14 protein-coding genes are annotated in these 13097 nt (G+C 42.5%); 12 read left to right on the top strand and 2 right to left on the bottom strand.

Annotated features, from left to right (window positions below; translation table 11 throughout):
* The first annotated feature begins 65 nt into the window (after nucleotides 1-65).
* From V1L65_RS12840 to V1L65_RS12810, 7 genes are all read left to right on the top strand, one after another.
* The gene (locus V1L65_RS12840) at nucleotides 66-236 is read left to right on the top strand and encodes a hypothetical protein (protein WP_331699553.1); all 171 of its coding nucleotides are present in this window, start codon (nucleotides 66-68) and stop codon (nucleotides 234-236) included.
* A gap of 1488 nt (nucleotides 237-1724) precedes the next feature.
* Nucleotides 1725-2447, top strand: coding sequence for a sulfite exporter TauE/SafE family protein (locus V1L65_RS12835; RefSeq protein WP_331699552.1), 723 nt, complete (start codon nucleotides 1725-1727; stop codon nucleotides 2445-2447).
* Nucleotides 2448-2542: 95 nt separating this feature from the next.
* Nucleotides 2543-3523, top strand: a complete 981-nt coding sequence (locus tag V1L65_RS12830) for a thymidylate synthase (RefSeq protein WP_442955692.1) — start codon at nucleotides 2543-2545, stop codon at nucleotides 3521-3523.
* A 76-nt stretch (nucleotides 3524-3599) separates the two neighbouring features.
* Nucleotides 3600-4088 carry a dihydrofolate reductase gene (locus V1L65_RS12825; RefSeq protein ID WP_331699551.1) on the top strand — a complete coding sequence of 163 codons (489 nt, stop codon included), beginning with the start codon at nucleotides 3600-3602 and terminating at the stop codon, nucleotides 4086-4088.
* An 85-nt stretch (nucleotides 4089-4173) separates the two neighbouring features.
* Nucleotides 4174-4497: a hypothetical protein gene (locus V1L65_RS12820; RefSeq protein WP_331699550.1), complete on the top strand. Its 324-nt coding sequence runs from the start codon at nucleotides 4174-4176 to the stop codon at nucleotides 4495-4497.
* A gap of 48 nt (nucleotides 4498-4545) precedes the next feature.
* On the top strand, nucleotides 4546-5586 hold the full coding sequence (locus tag V1L65_RS12815) for a hypothetical protein (RefSeq protein WP_331699549.1): 1041 nt from the start codon (nucleotides 4546-4548) through the stop codon (nucleotides 5584-5586).
* Between the two features lie 51 nt (nucleotides 5587-5637).
* Nucleotides 5638-7899 (top strand): type IA DNA topoisomerase, encoded by a 2262-nt coding sequence (locus V1L65_RS12810; RefSeq protein ID WP_331699548.1) that lies wholly within the window; start codon nucleotides 5638-5640, stop codon nucleotides 7897-7899.
* A 7-nt stretch (nucleotides 7900-7906) separates the two neighbouring features.
* On the opposite strand, the gene V1L65_RS12805 is transcribed toward V1L65_RS12810, so the two are convergent.
* Nucleotides 7907-8641, bottom strand: coding sequence for an HAD family hydrolase (locus V1L65_RS12805; RefSeq protein ID WP_331699547.1), 735 nt, complete (start codon nucleotides 8639-8641; stop codon nucleotides 7907-7909).
* A 142-nt stretch (nucleotides 8642-8783) separates the two neighbouring features.
* Complete coding sequence (locus tag V1L65_RS12800) at nucleotides 8784-9008, bottom strand: hypothetical protein (protein ID WP_331699546.1); 225 nt, start codon at nucleotides 9006-9008, stop codon at nucleotides 8784-8786.
* 166 nt (nucleotides 9009-9174) lie between these two features.
* Between V1L65_RS12800 and V1L65_RS12795 the strand changes: the two genes are divergently transcribed.
* The 5 genes from V1L65_RS12795 (at nucleotide 9175) to V1L65_RS12775 (ending at nucleotide 13081) form a co-directional block, all read left to right on the top strand.
* Nucleotides 9175-9903 (top strand): phosphonate ABC transporter ATP-binding protein, encoded by a 729-nt coding sequence (locus V1L65_RS12795; RefSeq protein ID WP_331699545.1) that lies wholly within the window; start codon nucleotides 9175-9177, stop codon nucleotides 9901-9903.
* A 90-nt stretch (nucleotides 9904-9993) separates the two neighbouring features.
* Complete coding sequence (locus tag V1L65_RS12790; RefSeq protein ID WP_331699544.1) at nucleotides 9994-10599, top strand: DUF3298 and DUF4163 domain-containing protein; 606 nt, start codon at nucleotides 9994-9996, stop codon at nucleotides 10597-10599.
* A 71-nt stretch (nucleotides 10600-10670) separates the two neighbouring features.
* Nucleotides 10671-10949, top strand: a complete 279-nt coding sequence (locus V1L65_RS12785) for a hypothetical protein (RefSeq protein WP_331699543.1) — start codon at nucleotides 10671-10673, stop codon at nucleotides 10947-10949.
* 157 nt (nucleotides 10950-11106) lie between these two features.
* Entirely contained in the window at nucleotides 11107-12117 is a 1011-nt protein-coding gene (locus V1L65_RS12780) for a phosphotransferase (protein ID WP_331699542.1), read from the top strand.
* A gap of 46 nt (nucleotides 12118-12163) precedes the next feature.
* Nucleotides 12164-13081, top strand: coding sequence for a polysaccharide deacetylase family protein (locus V1L65_RS12775; protein WP_331699541.1), 918 nt, complete (start codon nucleotides 12164-12166; stop codon nucleotides 13079-13081).
* Nucleotides 13082-13097: the final 16 nt, after the last annotated feature.

The raw sequence follows: 13097 nt of genomic DNA, 5'->3' as shown, positions 1-13097 counted from the left end.
GAGACCTCCGAAACTGGATTTTTAGACAATGAAGAGAATAAAGAATACACAATACACAATATCTTATGAAAAAAGACTTTTTGATCAATATAGACTTAAAAGATATTTCAATAATTAATAGAACTTATTTTATAGAAATTGAATTAGGGTATATGAATCCGATCCGAGGAGGACTTTGTGCACTGTATAAAGAATTAATTGAAGAACTTATCAAGAGGCAAAGCGAAAACGAATAATTCCTTTGATTACAGTTCATTGTTAGTTACTGAAATTCCTTGAAAGGCGGAAAAGACATTAGAAGCTATAATACACCAATATTAAGTTTTATAGGGCTATGTATATTCGCAATAACTTTAATAGCTAATATGTGTTTTAGATTTATAAGAACTTCAGATGTAGGTACAGGCATGCTATTGTCTGTTGCAAATGCATTATTATTAGTATTTACCTTGATATGGAGTCTAATGGGAATAGTTGAATTACGTATATTATTACGAATTCAAAAGAATAATGAGACTAGATTTAAATTGAATATTATCGACAATCATGAATATTTGAATAGGTCAAAAAGACTTAAATTTTGTTTCTCTATTAATATTAGTTATTTAGTTATTATCATATGTCAGCTAATATATGTAATTTATAACTGGGAAGAAGTTAACGTTTAGTATTTGTTACATGATTAGATTTAAGTAATTGCGAAGAATTAACTTCAATTAATGAAATTGGGAGGTGAGCTCTAATAAAATCAACTACACAGTTAAATAACAACATTCAGTTGTTTTTATTATTATTTATTCCACATATACCTTTTATGATGTTGTTATTACATTTATATCCCCATACGGGATTAGGGAGAATTATTTCAATTCCTTCAACCATAATAATTAACTTGATACTTTCACTGGGGGGATGCTTTTTAATTAATATGATTAGAATTAGACAAACTCGTTTTATTATAATTTGGATACTTATTACTCTAATAGTTACTTTATTGTTTTATCCTCAAGATGAACCTAGGCATGTAATAAGTTTGATTCTGGAAGATATTTTTAGTAAATAACTTTTCTAACTGGGTTGTTTGAATTTTTATGCAGAATCTTTCTTGATTTTTTTAACGTACTTAACTATTTTCTCCTTTGTGTATGCACTAATTATATTCAAGCCTAACTTTCATTTGTTTAAGTTTTCAGGAAGCGTCGATCGTTTCTGTATGAAATTTCACATACATTGAGCCGTTTTGAGTGATCCCGACTGGATATGTATGATAATTCATATACAATCGTGTTTTTCGGGATATTTCAGCGTAATGTATATGAAATTTCATATACATTAGCCCTTTTGAAGGTAACCCCGACCGGTTATGTATGATAATTCATATACAATCGTGTTTTCTGGGATATTTCAGCGTATTGTGTATGAAATTTCATATATAAACGTTACCTGATGCATCTTTTACAGTTACTAGCAATGAGCCAAAGCGCACGAAGATGGAGAAGTAAAACTAATTTCATTGTAGGAACATTGTATGTAACATTTATGCACATATTTCAACTATTTTATTTTATTTATCAGTAGAGAATTTAATTGATAACTGGTTTTAATCATTATTTTTCATTAATATAGCTATTGAAATTACTGTCAAAGACTGGTTTACTAGTCATACTAGGATGCCGCCCGTTAGCATTTAAGTTTCCCGTTTCAGAAAGATGGTGCTTTAAATTTTGAATGATGTAATCATACTCGTAATTATCGTGCTTATTGCCTCACTCCTACAAACCAGTACAGGATATGGTTTTTCTATAGTTGGAACGCCCTTTTTACTATTAATCTATCCGGCTCATACGGCCATTCAGATTAATATTATTCTATCCATTTGTCTTTCTGTTTTTATGATTGCTAAAATAGCCAACGAAGTAGATCGATCGCTTTTAATAAAATTGATAAAAGGAAGCTGCCTAGGGTTGATTTTAGGGATATTTATTTATCTTTATTTGGATGTAGAATTATTAAAAGCGATTGTAGGCGGACTTATACTAGCTGTCACGATCATGCTTATTTTAAACCTAGTTATACAGCGTACGGGTAAAAAAGACTATATAGCCGGGGGATTATCGGGGCTGCTCACTACGAGCATAGGTGTGCCAGGGCCGCCTTTATTGTTGTATTTCGCAGGAGCAGGGATTGATAAAACTGTATTAAGAAGCACGACTTTGGCCTATTATTTATTTGCATACTCGGTCAGCTTGATCATGATGGTTTCTGTCAGCGGCACGAGTAAAGTGATATGGACATCGTCGCTAATTGCATTGCCATCGCTTTTTGCAGGTATTCTGTTGGGTCAGCTATTGTTTAAATGGATCAGTCAGCAAGTATTCCGGATCACCACCTACGTGATTCTTCTTTTGACTGGAGGATATCTCGTGGTGACTAGTATCTGGGGATAAAATAAAGCGTGATGAATAAATAAAGACAAGGTTACCCTCCAGATGATTTTTCAGCTATAATATATGAGGTGAAGTAATACGGAGGTGGATTTAAGTTGGCTAATGAGCTGGAGCAAACATACTTAGATTTTTTACAATACATTTTAGATAACGGTGTGAAAAAGGAAGATCGCACAGGTACGGGTACAATTAGTGTATTTGGGTATCAAATGCGATTTGATTTATCAAAAGGTTTCCCGTTGTTTACAACTAAACGTACGCCATTTCGGCTAATTGCAAGTGAGTTGTTGTGGTTTATAAAAGGTGATACAAATATTCGTTATTTACTTAAAAACAACAATCACATTTGGGACGAGTGGGCATTTAAAAGATGGGTGGAATCTGAAGAGTATAACGGTCCTGATATGACTGATTTTGGACGTCGTTGCTTAGTGGATGAAGCCTTTAATCAAGTGCTTGAACAAGAAATGAAAGCTTTTTGTGATCGGATTTTAAACGATGATGAGTTTGCAGCCAAATACGGGGAGCTAGGAAATGTTTACGGCAAGCAGTGGCGCCACTGGACAGATTCCGAAGGAAATGAAATTGATCAGCTGCAGGATGCGATTAATCAAATTAAACGTAATCCTGACTCACGCCGCATTATTGTAAATGCATGGAACCCGGAAGATGTTGTGAATGCCGGCGCAAAGGGAAGTAAAGCAGCATTGCCGCCATGCCATGCGTTGTTTCAATTTTATGTAGCAAACGGCAAGTTATCTTGCCAGTTATATCAGCGCAGCGGTGATTCTTTCTTGGGCATTAACTTTAATGTGCCATCTTATGCGCTGCTGACACATTTAATTGCGCATGAATGCGGCTTGGAAGTGGGCGAATTTGTGCATACGATCGGTGATGCTCATATTTATTTGAATCATATCGATCAAGTCAAAGAGCAATTATCTCGTGATTTGCGTGATTTGCCAACGTTGAAAATCAATCCGGAAAAGCAATCGATTTTTGATATCGAGATGGAAGATTTGACGATTGAAGGGTATAATCCTCATCCAAGTATTAAAGCGCCGATTGCGGTGTAAAGCGCCAAATCCTCTATCTTTTCTCATGTTTGAAGCTGGGCGCAGCTGATTTTAGATCGCAGGAAGGATGTATACTATGTCTATAACGCTTATTGCTGCCATGGATCGCAATCGTGTGATCGGCATTGAAAATAAATTGCCTTGGCGTTTGCCTGCCGAAATGGCTTATTTTACAAAAATGACAACGGGTAAAACCGTGTTAATGGGCAGAAAAACATGCGAGTCTTTGCCAAAGCCTTTGGTCAATCGCAGAAATGTCGTGTTGACACGGCAAACGGATTTCGCAAAAGAAGGATATGAATATGTACACGACTTGGAGGAAGCGGTGGAGCTGGCGCAATCCGCTGATCTGATGGTGATGGGCGGAGCTGAGATTTATAAACAGCTGCTTCCGTATGCAGATACTGTTCTTTTAACGGAAGTACATACAGCGGTAGAGGCAGGCGACGCTTTTTTTCCTGATCTTCCAGAGGCAGAATGGGAGCTGGCCGAAAGTCATTTTAGAGCAAGTGATGAAAAAAATAAATTCGATTTTACTACACAGGTTTTTAAACGCAAGAATTAAGCATTTATATGAAGCGGAATAAGAAATTCCAAAGAAGCGCCGCATGGCGCTTCTATTCACGTTGTGGCCGGGAGGAGCTTAAACAATGATTCAATACGGTTCAGATCGTATAACAGAGCTGAAATTCAAGCGGCTTCATCCTGCCTTGGAGCGCCGCGACTGGCAATGGGTCGATATCACTTTGCGCGCAGAGCTTGCAGAAGAGACGCCTCTGCCGGAGGATTTGATTGATTTTACAATTTTGGTCATTTGCTTGGCAGCTAACGGAACGATCGTTCAGATGATTCCGCAGGATGAGGGTTGTGATTGCGAATATCAATTTACGTTTTCGGAGAAAGAGCAGCTGCGCCAGTTTGTTGAGCAGGAACATTTACAGCAGCAAATTGTAAATTTGCCAATCCCTGAGTAAGAAAATTATGGTACTATCGGTTTAATAGGACATGAAGGAGGAAGCTTCATGACAGCCGAGAACGCATATATTTTATCCAGTAATGATATTCGCAGAATAAGAGCATATGTGCAGCAAAAATACGCTGCTGTTTCCGGCGAGAAACGAGCAGAAATTGTAGCCGATGCCGTTAAAAAAATATTGTACAAGCAGCTGCCCGATTTTGAGGAGAATGTGAAGAAGGATCTGCTGCAGCAATTGCTTCGACAGTGCGTGGCTGAGGAGCGGCGGTTGGTTCAGCTCAGCGATATCGATGAGCTGTGCTCGCAGCTGGATCAAAATGAGCCTTCCATTGCTGCTGCGCTGCAAAGCTGGCGTGTGAAGCAGTCTGATCAATTAGGAGGATCACAATCGGAGGAGCGTTCCGTGAAAAGGCTGTCGGCTGAAGCAGGCGGGAAGGTCATTCCGCTTCCTTCAGCTGTCGCCTATGTGAAGCAGCAGCGGAGAAAGCAGGCTTTTACCTATAGTATATTATTCGCATCGCTTGTGTTCGGATTGCTGATATATGGCTGGATAAGCTCGAAGGCGAGTGATGAAGCAGAGCATATCGCGGATCGAGCAGCGGAATTACAGGCCAACGTACAAGCAGAAGCCAGTCTGAGTTCACTGAATGAGCTGCCTGCCGCGCTTCGCTACGCAAAAGTCAACACAGAAAAATTAAAACAATATCTCGTCAATAAATCCTCGCTGCTTGCGGATGAGCCGTATTTTTCGGCCATTTTACAGACGGCTAAAGATTTTGACATACATCCTGCGCTGCTGTTTGCAATTACCGGCCAAGAACAAGGGTTTGTGCCCAAAGCGCATAAAAGAGCAGTGGAGATCGCAAACAACCCGTTCAACGTATTTCACAGCTGGAAGGATTACAATACAAATATTACGGAATCCTCGCAAATTGCGGCGCGTATAATTAATCGACTAAGCAAAGAACGTCCCGAACATATAGATGCCTTTACTTGGATTAATCGTGAATATGCTGAGGATAAAAAATGGGCAGATGGTGTAAGGTCCATCTATGGAGCAATTATTCAATTTATAACTAATGAATAATAAGAAAGTTTCAGCTTCCTGGCCTAGCTCGACGCAAAGGAGCTAATGATAATGAAAACATTAATTATTGCAGAAAAACCGGATATGGGGCGCAATATTGCTGCAGCTATCGATCCGAAAGCTAAAAACAATCGTACTCATCTTGAAGGGGAAAAATATATCATTACTTGGGCAATCGGCCATTTGATCGGTCTTGCTGAGCCTGATGCTTATGATAACCGGTACAAGAAATGGAATATTTATGATTTGCCAATTATCCCAAGCAGCTTCAAGCTCGTTCCGCATAAAAATACGCTTAGCCAGTTGAAGGTTATCGCTGATCTTGCCAAGCGTTGCGATCAGCTTATTAATTGCTGTGACGCCGGGCGAGAGGGGCAATATATCTTTTCGCTTATTCAACGGCACTTGAAGCTGGTTCAGCCCGTTAAGCGGCTTTGGATTTCTGACCTTACGCCTGAGACGATTCGCAAAGGCTTTGACGAGCTCAAGGATGAATCAGTACACGCTAATCTTACAAGGGCGGCAAGAGCTCGCAGTGAAGCTGATTGGCTTATAGGGATGAATGGATCGCGCGCATTTACGACTAAGCATAATGTATTGATGTCTGTCGGGCGTGTTCAGACGCCGGTGCTTGCCTTAATTTATGACCGTCAAATTCAAATTGAGGCTTTTTCTTCACTTAAATTTTTTGAAGTGGAGGGGCAATTCCAGCAAACTGGAACAGCCTATAGCGGAATTTGGCAGGGTGATCGAATAACGGAGCAGTCTAAAGCGGAAGCGATTGCAGCGAAGGTGAAGAATAAAGCAGGCAAAATAGCGTCCTATGAAATGAAGGAGACGAAAGAGTATCCGTATAAGCTGTATGATTTGACCTTGTTGCAGCGGGAAGCAAACGGTAAATTAGGCTTTTCCGCCAAGAAAACGTTAGATACGGCTCAAGCGCTGTATGAAAAGCATAAGGTTATTTCCTATCCAAGAACGAATTCTAATTACGTTACAGAGCAAAATATTCCCGAAATGCATCAGGCGCTTTCTGCATTGCAATATACAGAGTATAAGCAGTGGGTTGAAAAGGCGGACCGAAGCTTTGTACATAAAGGCAATAAATCGATTTGCAATCCGGCGAAGGTTGAGGACCACCATGCGATACTGCCGACTAAGCGTACAGCCAAAGGATTATCGCCAGATGAGCAGAAGCTGTATGATATGATCGTGCGCAGGTTTTTATCACAGTTTTTTCCGCCGGCCCAATATAAATTACATACGGTTATAACCGATATTGAACAGGAATTATTTAAAACGAATATTAAAGAACGGATTAGTCTTGGCTGGAAGGAGCTCTACGCTAACGATCAGACGAAAGAAGGAGCGAAGCGGACAAGCAAGAAAAGCAAGGAGGGCAAAGAGGAGGAAGAAACAGAAGAAGAGGTTATGGAGCCTTTTCATATCGATAAGGACGGCTCAGTTCAATGCAGCGAGGCGATAGTGAAGGAGAAGGATACACAGCCGCCCAAGCATTATACTGAAGGTACACTGCTTAAGGCTATGGAAAGTGCCGGCAAGCAGATCGAGGATGAGGATGTTCGCGATGCGATGAAGGATTCCGGGCTTGGAACGCCAGCGACCAGGGCTGCTACGATCGAGCGTCTGAAAAATGTAGGCTATATAGAAATGCAGGGAAAACGAATTGTCATAACCAAAAAAGGAAGAACTACCATTGAGCTGATTCGTGCTGCAGGTGTTGAATTGCTCACATCGCCTGAGATGACTGGGATGTGGGAGAGACGCCTCAATGAAATTGCCCGCGGTTCGGCATCGGATGAGCAGTTTATGAATAACGTCAAGCGTTTTGCCACAATGATCGTGGACAAAGTGAAAGAACAGCGCCAGGCCGCCAAGCATCTGTTTGAGCAAGAAGAGGGTCAAGCTTCCCGCGGACGAAAATCAGCCAAAGGAAGCAGTAAAGCCGGCGGCCAAGCACGAACAAGCAAGAAAGCGGAAAGTGGCGCGGCATCTGCCCCTAAAGCCACTTCGACCATGGAGCCGGGCTTTGTAGCCGCATGTCCACGGCCAGGCTGCGGCGGCTCGCTCTTTATGGGAAGAAAAGGCTATGGGTGCTCCAATTATAAAAGCGGCTGCGGCTTCGTCATTTGGAAGGAGAGCTTTGGCCGGGTATTAAGCGATGCACAGGTGAGAGCCCTGGCGGAAAAAGGAAAGACAGCTAAGCTTAAGCTTGAGCTGTCCAATGGCACCGAGACGCAAGGACGGATTGTCCTGAAAAATTTGGAAACAGGCGAGCTGGGCGTCGAGTAAGCCACAGCTATCGGCTGACAAATTGTTTAATGGCATGCGGGATGTCAAGCAGCTGCTGCAAGCGCAAGAATGCGCCCTTCGGCTCGAGATCAATCGGAATAATATTGTAGTGCCATTCCTCTTGCGCTTGCATATGAATAGCATGAATGCCAGCTGTAAGGGCTGGGACGACATCGGTACGGATCGAATTGCCGATCATCCAAGTTTGTGTCCGGTCGAAACTGCCAGACTGGAGAATGCCTTCCAATGCATCATAATTTTTAAGCTGGCGTATATAAATGCGTGATTCAAAAAAACGGCCAAGCTCCATCTGATCGATTTTGCGCTGTTGAATCTTTGGCTCGCCGCCCGTGTATAAATGCAGCTCATGGCCCTCTGACGCAAGCTGAGTCAACGTTTGCTCCATATTCGGATAGGGCTCGGTATCATGCTGATAAACGCTGATGCCGATATCCCATAGGAAGTTTTCTTCCTGTTTGCTGCAATCACGCCCGGTTATGGCGCAAAAGTGTTGATACGTATTCAGAAAAGAGCGAGGAAAATGCTCGCTTTTAAACCCGCTTTTGTCGATCAGCGCCAAATCAAATTCCATTTGCTTATCGCGGATCGCGCTGTCGGTGACAGCTGAATATCCGTTGAACCATGTTTTTAATGAATCGGCAAACTGGTCTATAACTTCAAAGAAATAGCGGTTGCAGTATATAAGTGTATCATCTAGATCGAATAACAGCTGTTGCTTCATCTTGTATTACTCCTTTCGCTAACAGTTCCAACTGTACATTCAATCTACATGAAAGTAGGGCAAGTCGTCAATCCGCTATTAAACAAAATACAAACAGCGCATGATAGCCAAATGCTGTCATGCGCTGGTATGATGAAATAGATTAGGCGTATTTCAGTTGTGAAGCGATCAGCTTGTTCTTGATAAAGGAAATGCGCTTGCGAACATAGAAATCCTTGCTGGCGCCGCGCAAGTCGTTGGGCGAGATCACCTCCTCGGTAAGATTATCAATAATGGTAAGCTTCCCATTGTCGTAAAACTTGAAAGTAAGGTCCTTGCCATTACGTCTAGACTCTACAAAACGGAAATTTTCGCAATTGTTAATCATGGTGATCCAGCCTCCTTTAAACGATTGGTGATGTGAATAAATGGGTATAATGGAACGTTTGTTCTTGTTTTTATTATAGCAAACATTTGTTCGTGTGGAAAGAGTTTTTTATATCACTTACACTAGTAATAATGATCTTTTGCAACGTGCAGAAAGGGAGCGGAAAATGATAAGAATTCAAAATCTTTCAAAGCGAATACCAGGCGGTCCAAAAGTATTGAACCATATAGATTTTGAAGCCTACCCTGGCGATTTTATTGCCATCAAAGGCAATAGCGGCAGCGGTAAGTCCATGTTTCTTAAATGTCTTGCGCTGCAGGAAAAGTGGACGAAGGGGAAATATCAATTCGACGGCATGGATGTATTTCAAGCCGGCATAAAGGGACGCATGAAGGTAAAGCGCGAGGTCGCATATTTGGAAGAAAAACCGTTCTTGTTTCCGAATAAAACAGGCCTGAAAAACGTCATTATTGGCTCGATAACACAAACGCCGGCATGGCGCAGATGGACAGGCATGATGCGCAACGATGATTATATGGGCGCGATGGAAATGATCGAGAAGCGCGGCTTAATTGACAAAGCCCATCAAAAGGCAGGCACTTTAAGCGGTGGCGAGAAGCAAAGAATGGCTATTGCGCGGGCGCTCGTGCACGGGGCAAAAGTGATTGCGGTTGATGAGCCGGTATCCGGCCTTGATCCCCATTCAGCTGAGGCTGTGCTTAAGGATCTGAAAAGCCTGTGCGAGGAGCAGCAGGTTATCGTAATAGCAGTTATGCATCAGGGTGATTGGGCTGAGCGATTTGCAGATCGCATCGTCGGTCTTAATAAAGGTGAAATCGTAGTGGATGTTCGCGGCAGAAGGCTGACTGAGCGTGAGAAGCGCTTAATGGACTAGCTTATTTGACGGAAAATAAGGGAAGCGGGAAAATTCAAAGCGGGTGCTGCATATAATGAGACATCATATCAAATAGGCAGGTGTCTCATTATGTCAACGTTTGTATCGCCTGTAGTTGTTCAGTCCTCCAAGGCGACATTTCCCAAGGCGGAGCTGTATATTCCGCATATCAGTCTCGGCAGCAATGCTCAGGCTGATGCACATATCAATAAAGTGTTAGTACATGGAGCTCAGCAGCTCGTCAATGCTCAAGGCGATCTAAGCGATCCCCGTGCTGAAATGCTTGGCTTGTATGAAGTGAAAAATAACCAAAAGGATATTTTAAGCCTTTCGCTTATTAATTACGCATATACAGGCGGAGCGCATGGAGCGACGCTTGAAAAATCGTATACTTTTCGGACCTCTACGGGAAAACAGTATCAGCTGAAGGATCTGTTCAAGCCTAACTCCAATTATGTAGCGGTATTAAGCGAACATATAAAAGCGCAAATTTCAGCTCGCAAAATCGAAACATTTGAACCATTCAAGTCTATTCGGCCTGATCAGGATTTTTACATTGCTGACCGCTCACTAGTCATTTATTTTCAGCAATATGAAATCGCGCCTTATGTATATGGGCTGCTTTATTTCCCCATTTCGATCTATGATCTGGAATCGATCGTCAACGAAAACGGTCCGCTACAGCCTATGTACTAGGGTCAAGAAAAAGATGCTGCAGCGGCAGCATCTTTTTTATTACGGGCTTGTTAGAGGAGAGTGTCGATTCTTTGTGGGCAACGATTGGCAAGCAAAAAGAAAGGGGAACGAAGAGCAAGATTGGGAATGGAGAAGCAGCAGCGTCCGCCTTTGTAGGCCAAATTTATCCTTTACAGGGGTTATTTCATCTAAAAATTGGGACTACTACATCGGTCGGAATCCCAAACTTGATCGTAGTAACCTCCCTTTCGTTTGCTTTTGCCCTATCCACAATGAATCGACACCCTGTAGAGCTTCGTTATAAATTTAAAATCCAATCCGTACAAGCAGTCTGGGAAATGAGGAAATGAAATTGAATATTTCCCAGGGAAGCGCATGAATCAACAAATATTAGATCGATTCGACATTTTGCATTCCCGCATCGGGAAAGGATTGTCAGTTGTTCGGAATTTTTGCCAATATCTCCCCCTGGGGATTATAATAAAAAAGAAGAGGGGGAGCTTTTGAATGAGCGAAATAAACAGGAGCGAGCTTAATACTTATTTAGCTCATTATTCTATTTCCGAGCCTTGGAGCGTTCTGCCCATGGAAAGCGGAATGAACAATACAACTAGAAAAATTGCAGCAGACCAAGAGTGTTTTATGCTTCGCATATATAACAATCATAAGAATGGCGCAATCGTCCAGGTTGAGCATGAGCTTTTGGAGAAGCTGAATAGCAGCAAGTCATCAATTCAAACGCCTATTCCTGTACGCAATAAAACGGGAGGCACCTTTTGCAAGCTGGAGGATGGCACTTTATTTGCCTTGTATTATTTTATTGAAGGGGAAAGGCCCCTCAATCAGCATGCGCCTCATATTGCCGGCTTGGGGAAAGCAGCAGGTCAACTAAGCAGGCAGCTGGCAGCGCTACAAATGACTGCTCAGCCTGTGTATGACCCTTACTACAAGCTGCCAGCCTCTTATGAGTTTATAACGGCTGAATTATTCGAAGAGCTGATGAACGAGGAGTCGGAGCTTGCTTTGCGAAGAAAGAAAATCGAATTTTTAATGGAACAGTTCTGCAAAGCTAAGCAATGGAGTTCTGAGCTTCAAAAGCTGCCACAGCAATGGATTCATGGTGATATCGTAATCAATAATACGGTCGCCTCGGGCGAGGCCATCATCGCCATACTTGATTTTGAATTTGCTGCAATTGATTTGCGCGCGATGGAGCCTGCTGTAATTGCAGCAGACCTGCTAAATAAGCCTAATCGGCTTTCTTCTATGCATGAAGGAATAAGTCTGATGATGAACGCTTTTACACAAGAGGTCAGCTTTACGCAGGAAGAGCTTGACTGTATGCCATTATTGATGAAGCTGCGGCTGTTGGATGTGTTTTTGCATGTTGTGGTCAGATATCGCAGCGGGTTAAGCGAGTTGGAGCTGCTGTGTGAAATAATTGATCAGACAGCTGATCACATCGAGTATATCGATAACAGTGCAGAACTGCGGGAAATTTTTATCGTAACTAACTAAATTTAGGAGTACAATAACTATAGTATAGGAATGGAGGAGAATAAACATGAATTTAGCTCAACAATTAGGCTATGATGCCAATGATAGATTGCTGCTTATTAATGGGGATGACTATGGCGTATGCCACTCTGTTAATCAATCCGTCCAGCATCTGCTCGCTGCAGGAGCAATCAGCTCGGCGACGATTATGATGCCATGCGGCTGGGCGCCTGAAGGAGCCAGCTGGAGTGCGCAAAACCCGCAGTATGATGTGGGCGTGCATTTAACGTTTACGAGCGAATGGGATCGGTACAAATGGGGACCGGTTACTACGCAAGAAGCTGTTCACTCACTTGTGACGGAGGAAGGTTATTTTCCGAAAGAATGCAAAACATTCGAGCAGCAGGCGGATGAATCGCAGGTACGAGCTGAAATCATCAGTCAAATCGAGAAAGCGCTTAAGTTTGGCATGAATCCTACACATGCGGACAATCATATGGGCAGCTTGTATGGGCTTACGACGGGCCGTAATTTCTTGCCGCTTGTATTAAGCATTTGTGCTGATTATGGCTTGCCTTTCCGTTTACCGCGCTACCTGCTGCAGGAGGACGGTCAAGTCGCTCCGCCTGAGATGGCTGAGCAGGCCAAGCAATTGGCTGCCTTGGCTGATTCCTTTGGCGTTGTTATTCTAGACTATCTGGTAGGCTTGCCTTTTCATTTGGCAGAAGGAGAAACGTATGACGTCCTGAAAAACAATATGAAGCAGCTATTGCGTTCGCTTCGTCCAGGCGTATCAGAGCTTATTATCCACCCGTCATACGTGACGGACGAGCTGAAAGCCTTTCATTTTCAGCCTGAAAAACGAGGCATGGAGCATCAATTGTTTTTGGATCCAGAGATGACTTCTTTCATCAAAGAGGAAGGGATCAAGCTGATTCGTTGGAGAGAGCTTCAACAGCTGCAGCGCAGCCGCAAGCAAAAGTAAGCAAAGGAGAGATAAA

Origin of the sequence: Paenibacillus sp. IITD108, assembly GCF_036541265.1 — a bacterium.
In the GTDB taxonomy this organism is placed as follows: Bacteria; Bacillota; Bacilli; order Paenibacillales; family Paenibacillaceae; genus Pristimantibacillus.
This window is presented reverse-complemented; position numbering and strand designations above follow the sequence as displayed.